At 36.2% G+C, this 16,176-nt stretch carries 13 protein-coding genes and 1 tRNA gene; 6 read left to right on the plus strand and 8 right to left on the minus strand.

Going from position 1 to position 16,176, the window contains the following annotated elements:
- The first annotated feature begins 9 nt into the window (after positions 1 to 9).
- Together H611_RS0112935 and hutI are read left to right on the plus strand one after the other, a co-directional pair.
- Positions 10 to 2,007, plus strand: a complete 1,998-nt coding sequence (locus H611_RS0112935; RefSeq protein WP_027138780.1) for a urocanate hydratase — start codon at positions 10 to 12, stop codon at positions 2,005 to 2,007.
- Positions 2,007 to 3,242 (plus strand): imidazolonepropionase, encoded by a 1,236-nt coding sequence (gene hutI / locus H611_RS0112940; protein WP_027138781.1) that lies wholly within the window; start codon positions 2,007 to 2,009, stop codon positions 3,240 to 3,242. The genes H611_RS0112935 and hutI overlap by 1 nt, the downstream gene beginning before the upstream one ends.
- 66 nt (positions 3,243 to 3,308) lie before the next feature.
- Here the strand turns inward: hutI and H611_RS0112945 are convergent, their stop codons facing one another.
- From H611_RS0112945 to H611_RS0112955, 3 genes are read right to left on the minus strand one after another with little or no spacing between them, the layout of a single operon-like run.
- On the minus strand, positions 3,309 to 4,541 hold the full coding sequence (locus H611_RS0112945) for a M48 family metallopeptidase (RefSeq protein ID WP_027138782.1): 1,233 nt from the start codon (positions 4,539 to 4,541) through the stop codon (positions 3,309 to 3,311).
- 3 nt (positions 4,542 to 4,544) lie between these two features.
- Positions 4,545 to 5,339: a TrmH family RNA methyltransferase gene (locus H611_RS0112950; RefSeq protein ID WP_027138783.1), complete on the minus strand. Its 795-nt coding sequence runs from the start codon at positions 5,337 to 5,339 to the stop codon at positions 4,545 to 4,547.
- A gap of 24 nt (positions 5,340 to 5,363) precedes the next feature.
- Positions 5,364 to 6,431: a DUF3810 domain-containing protein gene (locus tag H611_RS0112955; RefSeq protein ID WP_027138784.1), complete on the minus strand. Its 1,068-nt coding sequence runs from the start codon at positions 6,429 to 6,431 to the stop codon at positions 5,364 to 5,366.
- A 181-nt stretch (positions 6,432 to 6,612) separates the two neighbouring features.
- On the opposite strand from H611_RS0112955, the gene H611_RS0112960 reads away from it, so the two are divergent.
- Positions 6,613 to 7,392: a response regulator transcription factor gene (locus H611_RS0112960; RefSeq protein WP_027138785.1), complete on the plus strand. Its 780-nt coding sequence runs from the start codon at positions 6,613 to 6,615 to the stop codon at positions 7,390 to 7,392.
- 96 nt (positions 7,393 to 7,488) lie between these two features.
- Positions 7,489 to 8,952: an aminoacyl-histidine dipeptidase gene (locus H611_RS0112965; protein ID WP_027138786.1), complete on the plus strand. Its 1,464-nt coding sequence runs from the start codon at positions 7,489 to 7,491 to the stop codon at positions 8,950 to 8,952.
- A 54-nt stretch (positions 8,953 to 9,006) separates the two neighbouring features.
- Here H611_RS0112965 and yidD read toward each other — a convergent pair whose 3' ends face one another.
- The 5 genes from yidD to H611_RS14580 form a co-directional block, all read right to left on the minus strand.
- The gene (yidD, locus tag H611_RS0112970; RefSeq protein WP_027138787.1) at positions 9,007 to 9,228 is read right to left on the minus strand and encodes a membrane protein insertion efficiency factor YidD; all 222 of its coding nucleotides are present in this window, start codon (positions 9,226 to 9,228) and stop codon (positions 9,007 to 9,009) included.
- A gap of 36 nt (positions 9,229 to 9,264) precedes the next feature.
- Positions 9,265 to 10,746, minus strand: a complete 1,482-nt coding sequence (gene cysS / locus H611_RS0112975) for a cysteine--tRNA ligase (RefSeq protein ID WP_027138788.1) — start codon at positions 10,744 to 10,746, stop codon at positions 9,265 to 9,267.
- Positions 10,747 to 10,776: 30 nt separating this feature from the next.
- On the minus strand, positions 10,777 to 11,454 hold the full coding sequence (gene folE, locus H611_RS0112980; protein WP_027138789.1) for a GTP cyclohydrolase I FolE: 678 nt from the start codon (positions 11,452 to 11,454) through the stop codon (positions 10,777 to 10,779).
- Positions 11,455 to 11,629: 175 nt separating this feature from the next.
- Positions 11,630 to 13,156, minus strand: a complete 1,527-nt coding sequence (locus H611_RS0112985) for an OmpP1/FadL family transporter (protein ID WP_027138790.1) — start codon at positions 13,154 to 13,156, stop codon at positions 11,630 to 11,632.
- A gap of 27 nt (positions 13,157 to 13,183) precedes the next feature.
- Positions 13,184 to 14,293, minus strand: a complete 1,110-nt coding sequence (locus tag H611_RS14580; protein ID WP_051238811.1) for a hypothetical protein — start codon at positions 14,291 to 14,293, stop codon at positions 13,184 to 13,186.
- A gap of 121 nt (positions 14,294 to 14,414) precedes the next feature.
- On the opposite strand from H611_RS14580, the gene proS reads away from it, so the two are divergent.
- Both proS and H611_RS0113000 read left to right on the plus strand, forming a co-directional pair.
- Complete coding sequence (proS, locus tag H611_RS0112995; protein WP_027138791.1) at positions 14,415 to 15,893, plus strand: proline--tRNA ligase; 1,479 nt, start codon at positions 14,415 to 14,417, stop codon at positions 15,891 to 15,893.
- Positions 15,894 to 16,092: 199 nt separating this feature from the next.
- Positions 16,093 to 16,164: transfer RNA gene (locus H611_RS0113000), tRNA-Glu, on the plus strand.
- The last annotated feature ends 12 nt before the right edge of the window (positions 16,165 to 16,176 follow it).

Raw genomic sequence — 16,176 nt, forward strand, 5'->3', positions numbered from 1 at the left:
GAGAACGTTATGACATTTCAAGAATTAATATTACAGGGCATTCCAACAGAACTTCCACCTAAATATAATTATCCTGTAGATGCCAATAGAGCACCAAAGCGAAAAGATATTTTAACTAAGGAAGAAAAGCAGTTAGCCATTAGAAATGCGCTGCGTTATTTCCCTAAAGATTGGCACAATATCTTGGCTTCAGAATTTGCTCAAGAATTGCAGGATTATGGTAGAATTTATATGTATCGTTTTAAGCCTGATTATAAAATATATGCACGAGGTATTGAAGAATATCCGGCGAAATGTTCACAGGCCGCGGCTATTATGCTAATGATTCAGAATAACCTCGATCCTGCTGTGGCTCAGCATCCAGAAGAATTAATAACTTATGGCGGAAATGGAGCGGTGTTTCAAAATTGGGCTCAGTACTTGTTAACTATGCAGTATTTAGCAAATATGACCGAAGAACAAACGTTGCATATGTATTCAGGACACCCTATGGGATTATTTCCGTCGTCGAAGCATGCGCCGAGGGTTGTTGTAACTAATGGTATGATGATTCCTAATTACTCAAAACCTGATGATTGGGAAAAATATAATGCCTTAGGAGTTACCCAGTACGGACAGATGACTGCGGGCTCATTTATGTATATTGGCCCTCAGGGGATTGTACATGGTACAACCATTACCGTTATGAATGCTTTTAGAAAAGTATTGCCTAAGGGAGAAACTTCGGCAGGGAAAATATTTTTAACAGCAGGATTAGGAGGAATGAGTGGTGCGCAACCTAAAGCGGGAAATATTGCGGGTTGTATAACTATTGTAGCTGAAGTGAATGAAAAGGCAGCAAGAAAACGTTATGAACAAGGTTGGGTAGATGTACTTGTTGAAAATATAGATGCGTTAGTGGAGCGTGTTCGTAAAGCTCAAGAAACAAACGAAGTAGTATCCATTGCTTTTATTGGGAATGTGGTTGAAGTTTGGGAGCGATTTGATATTGAAGATATTTTTATTCATGTTGGTTCCGATCAGACCTCGTTGCATATCCCATGGACCGGAGGGTATTATCCTGTTGGGTTATCGTATGAAGAATCTAATCGTCTTATTCGGGAAGAGCCTCAGGTTTTTAAGCAGCACGTGCAGACTTCTTTAAGAAGACATGCCGAAGCGGTTAACAAGCATACAGAAAAAGGAACTTACTTCTTCGATTACGGAAATGCTTTTTTGTTAGAAGCTTCTCGAGCCGGAGCTGATGTTATGGCTGAGAATAATATCGATTTTAAATACCCCTCGTATGTACAGGATATTTTAGGGCCTATGTGTTTCGACTATGGTTTTGGTCCATTCCGATGGGTGTGTACTTCAGGGAAATCCGAAGATTTAGATAAAACAGACGAAATTGCTATGGAAGTACTTCAAGGTATTATGGAAAATGCTCCTGAAGAAATACAATTACAAATGCAGGATAATATTACCTGGATCAAGGATGCGAAGAAGAATAAGATGGTAGTGGGGTCTCAGGCTCGTATTTTATACGCCGATGCTGAGGGGCGTGCAAAAATTGCTGAAGCTTTTAATCGTGCGGTGGCACAAGGTGAAATCGGTCCGGTAGTGTTGGGTCGTGATCATCATGATGTGAGCGGCACAGATTCACCATATAGAGAAACCTCAAATATTTATGACGGCAGTAAATTTACAGCCGATATGGCCATTCATAATGTGATTGGTGATAGTTTTAGAGGTGCTACCTGGGTGTCTATCCATAACGGTGGCGGTGTAGGCTGGGGTGAAGTGATGAACGGCGGTTTCGGTATGTTGCTCGATGGCAGTGAAGCTGCTAATGAGCGACTAAAAAGTATGCTGTTTTTTGATGTAAACAATGGTATTGCTAGAAGAAGTTGGGCGCGAAATGATGAAGCTTTATTTGCTATAAAGCGCGAAATGGAACGTACACCAAGTTTAAAAGTAACAATCCCTAATTTAGTGGATAGTGATTTATTAGAAAATTTATTTTAATGCGTACATTATTTAAAAATATTAAAGAACTCTTGCAAGTTCGAAACGAAGCAGTATCCTTTCTTTCAGGTGACGAAATGAAAGAGCTGCCAACCATAAAAGATGCTTATTTGTTGGTTGAAGATGGACTGATAAGCGATTTTGGACCTATGGCTGATTGCCCGGAAGTTCAAACCGATGAGGTTATTGATGCCTCAGGTAAAATAGTACTGCCTACTTGGTGCGATTCACACACACACTTAGTATATGCCGGTAATCGAGAAGGGGAATTTGTTGATAAGATTAACGGATTAACCTACCAGGAAATAGCCAATAAAGGTGGAGGTATTTTAAACTCAGCTAAAAAGCTTCAGGAAACTTCAGAAGATGATTTGTACGAGCAAACAAAAACCAGATTAGATGAAATCATGGCCTTAGGTACTGGCGCCGTAGAGATTAAATCGGGTTATGGATTAACCTTGGAAGCCGAATTGAAAATGCTTAGTGTAATTAAACGTTTAAGGGCTAATCATAACTTACCAATTAAGGCTACATTTCTAGGAGCACATGCGGTACCTCATGAGTATAAAAATAATAAGGGAGCTTATGTGAATCATATTGTTAATGAGATGATCCCCTTAGTAGCTGAAGGTAATTTAGCCGATTATATTGATGTGTTTTGTGAAGAAGGTTATTTTACAGTTGAGGATACGGAGCGTATCTTAGAAGTTGGGAAGCAATATGGCTTGGTGCCAAAAATTCATGTGAATCAATTTACCTCTATTGGTGGTGTACAGGCTGGAGTGAAATATAATGCCCTTTCGGTTGATCATTTAGAAGAAATGCGAGATGAAGATATAGAAGCTTTAAAAGGTACTCAAACCATGCCGGTGGCTTTGCCCGGTTGTTCTTTCTTTTTAAGTATTCCTTATACGCCCGGCCGAAAAATGATTGATGCTGGGTTACCTTTAGCATTAGCTACCGATTATAATCCGGGGTCATCACCGTCGGGTAATATGAATTTTGTGGTATCAGCAGCTTGTATCAAAATGAAATTAACCCCTGAAGAAGCAATCAACGCAGCCACTATAAATGGTGCCTATGCATTGGGATTACAGGATGAGGTTGGAAGTATTTCCAAAGGAAAAAGAGCCAATATCATTGTGACTAAAAATATTAATTCTTATGGTTTCATACCTTATTCTTTTGGAGCAAATCAGGTAGAAGCTGTTTATATAAACGGTATTAAAATTTAACTAAACACAACTAAACCAAGTAGAAGCGCGTTTTAATTGGTTATTCAATTAACGCGCTTTTTTTATTTATGATTTTAAGTTTCTAATTCGTTGTATTAATGAGGGATGGGAGTAATGTATAAACACATAGGCAGGATGTGGTGTTAAATTACTCAGAGTATTTTTAGAAAGTTTTTTTAGAGAACTAATTAACGGTTCAGCATGATAGGTGGTTTTTGCGTAATCGTCGGCTTGATATTCAAATTTTCTTGAGAATAAATTCATTATAAGTCCTGTTATTTCAGAAATAGGAGAGTAAAGCAATCCGAAAGCTACCAATCCAATATGAAAACTTGGTGTATTTACTCCTAAGGCTTTAGACAACAAAGGATTTCCAATAAATATTGATAAAATATAGAGGGTTAAACCTGTTAAAAAAATAGAAGCAAACAAATTAAAAATAATATGTTTCTTTTTGTAATGTCCAACCTCATGTGCCAATACAGCAACTATTTCTTCATCATCTAAATCTTTTATTAAAGTATCATAAAGTGTGACACGTTTTTCACTGCCAAATCCGGAGAAATAGGCATTGGCTTTGGTGCTTCGTTTGGATCCATCGATAACAAAAATTTTATCGAGTTTAAAACCAACCGTTTTGGCATAGGCAGAAATTTTATCTCTTAAACTACCAGACTCCAAAGGAGTTTGTTTGTTAAATAATGGAACTATCAGTTTAGAATAGAACATATTCATGAAAAGGGTAAACACGCCTATGAGTCCCCAGGCGTATAACCAGAAATAATTTCCTGTAACTTGGTAAAACCAGATGATTAAAGCTAAAATGCCTCCGCCTAAAACAATCATCATGAGCCAGCCTTTTAATTTATCTAAAAAGAAGGTTTTAATGGATGTTTTGTTAAAACCAAATTTTTCCTCAATAACAAAGGTGCTGTAATAGGAGAAGGGTAAGGTTAATAGGTCACTTCCTAACATAATTACACCAAAGAAAATAAGACCAATTATAATGATGTTGTTGCTGAAACTTCTAGCTAAGTTGTCTACAAACTCAAAGCCATCAAACCATAGGAATCCTAAGGTAAGGATTAGGGAAAATGTAGATGTTAGTATTCCGAATTTATAATTGGTTTTCTTGTAGCGTTGGGATTTTTTATATTCGTCATCATTGTAAACGTCCTTTACATCATTTGGTAAAGGGTCGTTAAAATGCTTAGCGTTTAAAGCATCTAAAATTTTATCTACTGTGAAATTTATGATGATAATCGCAATGATAATATAGAAAAGCGTTGTAGAGGTCATATGTTATTTAAAATTTCTTTGTCTTTTAGCTTCAAAAATTAAAATGCCGGCTGCCACTGATACATTCATTGAATCAATTTCACCCTGCATTGGGATGATGATATTTTGGGTTGAATTTTCTAGCCATTCTATACTTAATCCTGTAGCTTCTGTTCCAACCACAATAGCGGTGGCTGTAGTGAAATCCAGGGTGTGATAGTCTACCGAGGCTTGCAAAGCTGCACAGTAGATGTTGATATGATTTGTTGTTAGAAATTCAATAATTTCGGAGGTCGTACCAGTAGCAACCTGATTTGTAAATATGCAACCAACGCTAGATCTTATTATATTTGGGTTATATAAATCGGTTTTCGGGTTTGCAATAATGACGGCATCGGCATTAGCAGCATCGGCTGTTCGGAGTAGGGCTCCAATATTACCTGGTTTTTCGGGAGCTTCCGCTACAAGAATTAATGGGTTTTTATTACTGAACTGGATATTAGAAAAGGTATGTGATTTCGCCTTTACTATAGCTAAAACACCTTCGGTTGTATCTCGGTAGGCCAGTTTTTGATAAACTTCCTTAGAAACTTCAATAATATTTGTTTCATCTTTTACTAAATCTAGAACTTGATTTAATGGTGCTAATTCAGGAAAATATAAAATGGTATCAATATGGTAATGTCCTTTTACAGCTAATGAAATTTCACGAAACCCTTCAATTAAAAATAATCCTGATTTTTTGCGTTCACGCGATTTTTCTTTTAACTGAACGAGCTGTTTTATGTAACTGTTTTGTACGCTAGTTATTTGCTTCATGATTTAATAACAAAATAAACCAAATTATATAGTTCGATGTTCATAATAATTGGTAAGCAAAGCTACAACATAACTATAACTTTCCAACCCTTTATCTTGTTTGTTCGCCTTTAGATATCCAGTATAAAACATTTTAAAAAATGGTTCTGTTGGATTCTGATGTGCTTGCCAAAAGTCTCTGGTTTCCTTATAATTTTTTAAGATACCTTTGTTTACCGTTGCTACGATATTTTCGTATAGGGTTTCATCACGGAAATAGATTTCGTTTAAGCAATAACGCAATCCAAAGCTATGACCTACATATTGAAAATAGATATCCGTGTTATGTATAGCGGCCAGATATCCTATAAAATTAGCTTCGTTTTCGGCAGCGTAACCTAATTGATGGGCAATCTCATGACAGGTGGTTGAAGGGAATTTAAAAAAGGGAATCACCCCATTAACTTGCCCTTCATTAGTTAACGGGTTAAGGTATCCGCTAAACCCCATATAGGTTAAAGGGTAGCTAAATAGGGATTTTTTTATGCTTTTAGGGTGGTAATCTAAATTAGGAAAAATGGTTTTCAAATTTTTATAACCTTCAGGAGCCATTTTTAAAATGGTAGTTTTACTGTAAGGTAAATTAACTTTAACCGTATCATTTTTAGTAATTTTTAAATGAAGTTCGTTTGTTTTAGTAATTAACTTTTTTGTTACACTTACTAACTGCTCAGTGGTATAATCGTGATTTAAATTTAAATTTTTGTGCAGTGGTAAGCGGTAATAATTAAGTCCCCAGAATAAATGAAACGCAAAATAGATAATCGAAATGGCAGAGGCTACATCTATTAACCATTGTTTAGTGTCTTTACGCAGGCGTTTCCGGTTAATATAAAACCAACGAATTATATAAATTACGGCAAGGCTATAAAATATATCTCCAAAAGAAAAAGGTAACCAACCAAGCGTAAACCTGAATATTTTAGAAAGCATAGGATAAATACCTTTACTGTAATAATGTTCTATAAAATCGGGATAATGAGCTAGTAGTTTTACCAGTAAAATTTGAGGTATCAACAATAGAGCTATAATGGTCTTATTCTTTCGAGGCATGATTCAAAAGTAGTTAAATTTTGAAACAGATAATAATTCTACTGCGGTAGATTTTTATAGTGATTACAGTATAGCAGGATGAAATAATTCAATTTACATAAGTGTCACTTAAGAAGTAAATTCTTATATTAGTCTTCGTTAATTCAGCCTTTTTTCTGAAAATTTAGCAATAAAATATTTTATGAAAATATATCAGGGACCATTTTTGAGTATAACTTATGAGAAGGAGAACAGCCTTTTAGTTCAAAATTGGTCTCGTACATTAAGTTGTGTTGAGCATTTTAAGTCTGAAATGCTCATGTTTGTTAAGTGTTTTGTTAAATATAAGCCAAAATATGTATTATGGCTGCAGTATGAATTTTCTTTAATCATAGATAAAGAAACATATTTGTGGATAGAAGATAATGTTAATGTCATGGGGATAAAATATGGCATTGAAAAAGTAGCATTTGTTGTAGGTAAAGATGTATTTGCTCATGTAACCGTTATTGATTCGTTTGAAGAAGTAAAATCAGCTTTAGTAACCCGTCATTTTTTAACTGAGTTAGATGCTCGAGCATGGTTGTTTGAAACAACGCCTGTTGAGATTGATAACAAAAAACCTAAAATTGTTTTTTTGGGCTCTGATGAAAATGATGATTTCATTTTTAAAATTGAAAATACCAGAAATCATGTGTCAGAAGCCTTAAAATTGTTTAAATCAAGTGTTGAGCAACAACAATTCACAAAACTAAACCTGGGAAGGTTTTCTGAACTTACTAAACGTGAGAAGCAGGTTTTAAAGTTAGTAGCTGAAGGTAAGTCCAATGATGATATAGGAAATGAGTTATTTATATCGGCCCATACAGCAAGAACACACTGGAGAAATATTAAGACTAAGCTTAATATAAAACAAGAAAAAGATATCGATTATTATAATAAGATATTGGAAATCGACACCCCGGAACTTTTTGATAAATAATATTCTAAAATAAAGTTAAATTCCCTACATAACCGACCATCGTTTAAAGAGGTTTCATTGTTTTCTGCTACCTTTGTGTAACTAAAAAAGTTCATAATGAATTCAGAAATAAGACAATTAGAACCACAACAACTTTGGAATAAATTTGCCGATTTAAATGCCGTACCACGCCCGTCAAAAAAAGAAGAGCGTGTAATAGCTTTTATGAAAGAATTTGGCGAAAATTTAGGACTGGAAACCCTTGTTGATACGGTTGGAAATGTAATTATAAAAAAACCGGCTACTGCTGGTATGGAAAATAGAACAACCGTTGTTATGCAGTCGCATTTAGATATGGTGCACCAAAAAAATAAAGATACCGTTTTTGATTTTGATAATCAAGGCATTGAAATGTACGTTGAAGGAGATTGGGTTCGCGCTAAAGGTACAACGCTTGGAGCTGATAATGGATTAGGTGTTGCTACAATTATGGCTATTTTAGAAAGTACCGATATTCCACATCCGGCTATTGAAGCTCTGTTTACTATTGATGAAGAAACTGGTATGACTGGTGCTATGGGCTTAGAAGGCGGTTTGCTTGAAGGAGGAATTCTGTTAAATTTAGATACCGAAGAAGATAATGAAATTGGAGTTGGCTGTGCAGGAGGTGTCGATGTTACTGCAACCAGAACTTATACAGAAGAGGAAACACCAGAATTTAAAATAGGTTTTTCTGTTGAGATTAAGGGTTTACAAGGCGGGCATTCAGGCATGCAAATTCATGAAGGCTTAGGTAATGCCAATAAAATTATGAACAGATTGCTGTTTGATGGTTTTGAGAATTTTGGTTTAAGAATTTCTGAAATTGACGGTGGGAGCTTGCGTAATGCGATTCCAAGAGAAAGTAAAGCAATTGTCGCAATTGATGCGATTCATGAGGAAGCCTTTATTTTAGAAATAAATCTTTTGGCAAATAGTATTAAGACAGAGTTGAAAACTATGGAGCCAGATTTAGAAGTCATCATTTCAAAATGTGAAACTCCTGAAAAAATTATGGATTTAGGAGTTCAGGAAGGTTTTACCAGAGCACTGTATTCTGCTCAAAATGGTGTCTATAGAATGAGTGCCGATATTCCAAATTTAGTTGAAACTTCAAATAATATAGCAAGAGTTCAGTTAAAAGATGGGAAGATTCACGTGGGGTGTTTAACGAGGTCTTCCGTTGAAAGTTCAAAGTGGGATTTAGCGAATATGCTACGTGCTACTTTCGAATTAACCGGTTGTGAAGTTGAGTTTTCGGGAGAATATCCGGGGTGGACTCCAAATATGGATTCTGCAATATTGAAAGTGCTTTCAAATATATATAAAGAGATGAATGGTGAACCCGCTCATGTAGCGGCCTGTCATGCAGGTTTAGAATGTGGTATTCTAGGGCAAAATTATCCAGAGATGGATATGATTAGTTTTGGCCCGAATATTAAAGGAGCCCACTCCCCAGATGAGCGTGCACAAATTTCATCGGCTCAGAAATATTGGAAATTTGTTTTAGAAATTTTGAAACAAATACCAATGAAAAACTAAAACTAAAAAAGGCTGTTTAATAATTTAAACAGCCTTTTTTAATATATTAATTTTTTAAGGAACCGGATCGTATCCAGAGCCTCCCCATGGGTGGCAACTAAAAATACGTTTTAAAGCTAACCAGCCGCCTTTTACAAGCCCATGTTTTTTAAGGGCATCTTTCGTGTAATGCGAGCAAGTTGGTGTATACCTGCAGGTTGCCGGCGTAAGCGGTGAAATCAATACTTGATACACTTTTATTAAAAATAAAAACGGTGCAATAAGTATTTTTTTCATGCTGTTAGGTCTTCGAGAGTATTAGTCCCTTAGTTTTTAGTTAACAGAAAAGGTTGTTCCTTCTTTACCATCTTTTAGCTGGATACCAACTTCAGCTAATTCATCTCTGATTTTATCTGATAACGCAAAATCTTTATTTGCTCTGGCTTCCTGTCGTAATTTGATTAATAAATCGACAGCTCCAGATAATTTATCAGTACCCGATTCTTTTTTGGTTACATTTTCTAATCCTAAAATATCGAATGTAAAGGTGTTAATAGTTTCAGCTAATACTTTTAAATCTTCGGATGTTACGCTAGCTTGCCCTTCTTTTACCTGATTAATGTATTTAGCAGCATCAAATAAATGCGCGATTAAAATGGGTGAGTTAAAATCATCATTCATGGCATCGTAACAAGCTTTTTTCCAAGCTTGTATATCGATGGTTGATTTGTCTGATGCTTTTAAGGTCTCTAATAAATTAATGGCATCCATCAATCGGAAAAACCCTTTTTCGCTAGCTAATAAGCCTTCATCAGTTAAATCTAGAACACTTCTGTATGACGATTGAGCGATGAAGAAACGAATCACGCTTGGTGCATAGGCTTTGCTAAAAAACTTATTATTACCCGATAGTAATTCGTCCGGGTTCACTGTGTTGCCCGTTGTTTTAGACATGCGTTGTCCATTAAGCTCTAGCATATTAGCATGCATCCAGTAGTTTACTGGGGATTTGCCAATAGCAGCTTCATTTTGTGCTATTTCACATTCGTGATGCGGGAACTTTAAGTCCATACCACCACCGTGAATATCGAATTGCTCCCCCAGATACTTCGTACTCATAGCAGTACATTCTAAATGCCACCCTGGGAAGCCGTCACTCCATGGTGAAGGCCAACGCATAATATGCTGAGGTTCTGCTTTTTTCCAAAGCGCAAAATCTTGTGGGTTTTTCTTGTCACTTTGGCCGTCTAAAGCACGCGTATTATGAATAAGATCGTCCAGTTTACGTTTGCTTAATTTTCCATACTCATGACTTTTATTAAACTTATGAACATCGAAATAAACCGATCCGTTTACTTCATAGGCAAAACCATTATCGATAATAGTTTTAATGAGTTCAATTTGCTCAATAATATGTCCCGTTGCTGTTGGTTCAATACTAGGAGGGAGGAAATTAAACGTATTCAATATATTATGAAAGTCGACAGTGTAGCGCTGTACTACTTCCATAGGTTCAATTTGTTCTAAACGTGCTTTTTTAGTGATTTTGTCTTCACCTGTATCAGCATCATTTTCTAAATGCCCCGCATCAGTTATATTTCTTACATAGCGAACTTTATAGCCTAAATGTTTCAGATATCGAAATATCATATCAAAAGACATAAACGTTCGAACATTTCCTAGGTGAACATTGCTATAAACGGTAGGTCCGCAAACATACATGCCAATATGACCTTCGTTAATAGGTTTAAAAATTTCTTTTTTCCCCGTAAGCGAGTTATGTATTTTAATTTGCTGTTGCTGATAAAGTTGCATGTTATAATATTCTGTTATTCGCGTTTAAAATTAGAATTTAGTGTCTAATTTAATGTAGTCTAAGAATTCTCGGCGAGTAGCATCGTCTTTAAATTTACCGCCAAACTCTGAGGTTACTGTGCTGCTTTCAATATCTCTAATACCTCTTGAGTTAACACATAAATGTTTGGCATCTACAACGCAAGCTACATCTTGAGTATTTAATACTTTTTGTAATTCTTTTACTATTTGAATAGTTAAACGCTCCTGTACTTGAGGGCGTTTCGCGAAATAATCAACAATACGATTCATTTTAGATAATCCTACAACTGTTCCGTTAGATATATAAGCAATATGCGCTTTTCCAACGATTGGTAATAAGTGGTGCTCACAGGTAGAATAAACCGTAATGTTTTTTTCTACGAGCATTTCACCATACTTGTATTTATTTTCAAAAGTTGAAGCACTAGGTTTTTTCTTTGGATCTAAACCTCCAAAAATTTCTTTAACAAACATTTTTGCTACACGGTTTGGTGTTCCGCTAAGACTGTCATCTGTTAAGTCTAAGCCTAATGTTTCCATGATATGGCGTACATCATCTTTAATGATTTCTATTTTTTCATCATTAGAAAGCTTAAAAGCATCACCTCGTAAAGGTGTATTAGATGATGTTCCAATGTGATCGTCTCCTAAAGATTCGAATTCTTCGATTTTATTCTCAATTTTCATAAACTGTAATACGTCATGTTTAAGTTTGCAAAGATAAGCAAAACAGTTTTCTTATGTTTCCTATTAACAAACAAATAATTACTAGGCTTTGTCTGTGTTTTTGGGGTAAAATTACATGAGATTAAAAAAAGCTTGAATTTTTGGTTCAAGCTTTGTTTTCGTGAGGTTTTTTAGCTTAAATATTAAAGCATAATGATAGTGATACCCTGTTGTTTTTGTGATCTGTCGAAGCGCTTGGAGGGGTGTCATAATATAAATTATATAGGTTGTTTATTTCAGAACGTTCAAAGTAATCATATGTCACGTCTAATTTAACGTTTCCAAAATTATAACCTAAACCAAAGGAGTAACCATTTAAATCGCCAAGTGTTATGTTGTCATTATAAGGACTTTCCTCAAACCGATAACCACCTCGTAAACTGAGTCGTTCTATTTTATATTCACCACCAACACGATACGAGTTAGTTGCAGCTAAAAAGTTATTAACATCATCATTCAATTCTGTAAAATCGTATCCCGGTTTAAATTTGGTGTTGCTGTAATCTTTTCTTGAATAATCAAAACTAATTAATCCATGCGTTCCAAAAACATAAGCTAAACTTCCTTTAAGTTTAGAAGGTGTTTTTAAGCGGTATCTTGGATATATATTAGTGATTTCAGGGTAAATTTCTATAAATCCTGCATCACCATCAGTTGCTAGGTATTGGCTTGTTCTTTCTTCAATGGTGTACCAGGTAGGAGAGTCGTAGGTTACCCCTAGTCTTAACCCAGGTCCTAATTTAAAAATACCCCCTAACTGAAAAGAAAACCCATTTCCATAAGCGGTAAGGTTATTTTCAAACTCCACATCGTTTACTAAAGAGCCAGGATTATCATTGTATTCAAATAATAAAGTGGTGCGATTATAATCAATAAAATGCGTGTTTAAGTTTAATCCCAAGTACACACTTTCTTCATATTGAGCGGCCATGTTAAAGGTGATTTTACCGTTGTATCCTCTAGTGATGTACGAGTAGTCATGGTCGAAGCTTCCTGGGTTTATATTTGAAAAATAAGTGGTGTTTCCGTCGTTGTTAATGTCGTCTGGTTCTAAAATAAAAGATTCAAATCCTAAAAATCCCTGCTGATGCCCGTACCCATAAATACGACCAATTTCACGATATGCTTCGCTTAGTGTTTCTTCAGGCAAGGCTGAAATTTCATCTAAACGTTTTCCATCGGCATAATCATAGAAATAACTGGCAATCGAGTTACTGTAGCTTGGGTCGTTTAAGTTATTTAGGCCAATAGCTCGCCAGTAATTATCGTGACTATTTGTTTTTTCGTATGCAATTCCTACTGAGAACTTTTTCCATGGAGAATTAGAGCGACTCGCAAATACAAAAGAGGCACCTCCCTGATTTAAATCAAAATCGTTTTCTTTACTGTTTGTAAGTCCATTAAAATAATGAGTTTTATTTTTTATGTCCATATTAGACAAGGTAAATGAAGCATGACTTTGAGCAAACACGGCCGACCCGGCTGGGTTTAAACTCACGGCACTCATATCGCCTCCCAAAGCACCAAAAGCGCCGCTCATAGCTCTAAAACGAGCTGTTCCCTGAATTTCATCTTCAGAATATCGAATGGCATCGGTTAAATCTTGTGCATATACAAAAGACACACTAAGGATGCCTATGAAAAATAAGTTTAGCTTTTTCATAATTTTTTAAGTTTGTTTTGAGTTTAATTATCGTCTTCTGCCTCCACCGCCAGAGCTTCCGCCGCTTGAGCGGCCACCGCCACTAGAACTTCTACTAGGAGATGAGTACGATGATGAACTTCTGCTTGGAGATGAATATGAAGAACTTCTGTTAGTAGAAGATGATCTTGAATAAGTACTTGAGCTTCTACCTGAATTAGTTGAAGGCGATACACTTCTAGAGCTTCTTCTCACGGAAGAGGACGTGCCTCGTGAGGTAGAATTACTCGAAGGCGTTCTAACCGTAGTCGACCTTCTCTGAGTACTACTATATCGAGTTCCGTTATTATTAGGGCTAACGTTAAGTCTGGCATCAACACTACTTCTTCGGGTTGTATTGTATTTAGAAGTTGTTTGTCTACCCTGTGTATTTATAGAACTATTGCTTCGTCTAGAAGTAGTATAGTTGCTTGAACGAGTATTGCCTAAACGTCGTGAGCCAGTATTGTAACTCCCTCTCCTTGTAGCACTGTAAGCGACGTAGTTATTTCTGTAGTAGGGTCTGTTATAGTACCAGTGATTCCCCCATGGATTGTTGTACCAGCCACCGCCGTACCAACCACCATACCAGCCTCCATAAAAGGACGATGGCCACCAAGGGTCATAAAAACCCCAATTATTCCACCCCCAGTTATTCCAACCGTAGCCCCAACCCCAGTTGTAGGGGGTATTCCACCATAGATTGTTAAATCCGTTATCGTAGTAATTTATCGTAACACTGCTGTTGGTTTGTCCCCAACCACCATAACCAAGATAGTCATTATTGTCAGCTCCATAGCCTTGATAATTATAATTATCTACAATGGTGTCGGTTTGAGCGTAACTAGGATTTTCATATGAATCGATGTCAGTGAAAATATCACTGTTATTTATCATATAATCTGTTTCTAAAGATTTATTCTTGAAGTAGTTTTTATAATAACTATTGTTTGAATTAGTATTGTTAGGGATTTCTGTAACAGCTTGTTCATATTGAATATCTGTATTGTAAGAACCACCATAAATACCATCATTTTCAACGCCAACATATTGATAAGAACCACATGAATAAACCACCATGATAAGGCCTAATATGCCTAAAAATGGTATTTTGTTCATGAAGTAAAAGTTAAATCGCATATCTCTAGATTTTTATTGTTGAACATAACAAAAATAGTTAGTTTTGCTGAACTATTTTTTATATTTAACATAGACACAACATTTGTGCCAAAATACAGATATGAGTAAAAAACTTACGAGTCGCGCAGAGGATTATTCTAAATGGTATAATGAACTGGTTGTAAAGGCCGATTTAGCAGAGAATTCGGCAGTTAGAGGATGTATGGTAATTAAGCCCTATGGGTATGCCATTTGGGAGAAAATGCAGGCCGAATTGGACCGAATGTTCAAGGAAACAGGGCATGAAAATGCGTATTTCCCTTTATTTGTTCCAAAAAGTTTGTTTGAAGCAGAAGAAAAGAATGCTGAAGGGTTTGCGAAGGAATGTGCGGTTGTAACACATTATAGATTACAAAACGATCCCGATAGACCGGGTAAACTTCGTGTAGATCCGGAGGCTAGGTTAGAAGAGGAGTTGGTAGTTAGACCAACCTCTGAGGCTATTATTTGGAATACTTACAGAAATTGGATTCAGTCCTACAGAGACTTACCCATAAAAATAAATCAATGGGCCAATGTGGTGCGTTGGGAAATGCGAACACGTTTGTTTTTGCGTACGGCAGAATTTTTATGGCAGGAAGGGCATACTGCACACGCTACTGAAGCCGAGGCTATAGAGGAAACAAAAACCATGAATAGTATATATGCTACCTTTGCAGAACAATTTATGGCTATTCCGGTCGTGCAAGGAGTTAAAACGGAAAGCGAGCGATTTGCAGGTGCCGTAGAAACTTATTGTATTGAGGCTTTAATGCAGGATGGTAAAGCACTTCAGGCTGGGACGTCACATTTCTTGGGCCAAAATTTCGCAAAGGCTTTCGATGTAAAGTATGCTAGTAAAGAAGGTAAACAAGATTATGTTTGGGCAACTTCTTGGGGGGTGTCAACACGGTTAATGGGAGCCTTAATTATGACGCATAGCGATGATCAAGGGTTGGTATTACCTCCAAATTTAGCACCCAATCAAGTGGTTATTGTACCTATATATAAGAGTGAAGAAGATTTAGATGCGATTACGCAAGTTGCTAATACCATTATGAGCGATTTACGTGCTAAGGGCATTACCGTTAAGTTCGATAATAGAACAACGCAGCGTCCGGGAGCTAAGTTCGCACAGCATGAATTACAAGGCGTGCCATTGCGAATTGCTATCGGACCTAAAGATTTACAAAATGGAACGGTAGAGTTAGCAAGACGAGACACCTTGAGTAAATCGGTAGTAGCTTTAGAGGATTTAACCAGTACTATAGATAATTTATTAAAGGAAATTCAAGAAGCTCTATTTAATAAGGCTTTAAACTTCAGGGACTCTCATATAACCGAGGTTGAAACTTTCGAAGATTTTAAGGATGTTCTGGAAAATAAAACCGGATTTATATCGGCACACTGGGATGGTACGAATGAAACTGAAGAAAAGATAAAGGAACTTACTAAAGCAACTATACGCTGTATTCCGTTAGCATTCAAAGAAGAAGAAGGTGTTTGTGTGTATTCTGGTAAACCATCAAAAGGGCGTGTATTATTTGCTAAGGCCTACTAGATTGAAAAAAAATAAAAAAACTTTATTTAACTGTTGCAACAGTTAAATAAAGTTGTATTTTTGCACCCGCAATGGCAACGTTGCTTCGTTATTTGAAAAGGATTTTGTAAGCATTTTAAAATGAAAAAAGTTTACAAGAAATTTTAAAAGAGTTGTAGATTTAAAAAAAACATTTATCTTTGCGCTCGCAAAAGCAAATGGCCCGTTCGTCTATCGGCTAGGACGCCAGGTTTTCATCCTGGTAAGAGGGGTTCGATTCCCCTACGGGCTACAATTTTTTAAT

This window comes from Gaetbulibacter saemankumensis DSM 17032 (assembly GCF_000425645.1).
Taxonomy (GTDB): Bacteria; Bacteroidota; Bacteroidia; order Flavobacteriales; family Flavobacteriaceae; genus Gaetbulibacter; species Gaetbulibacter saemankumensis.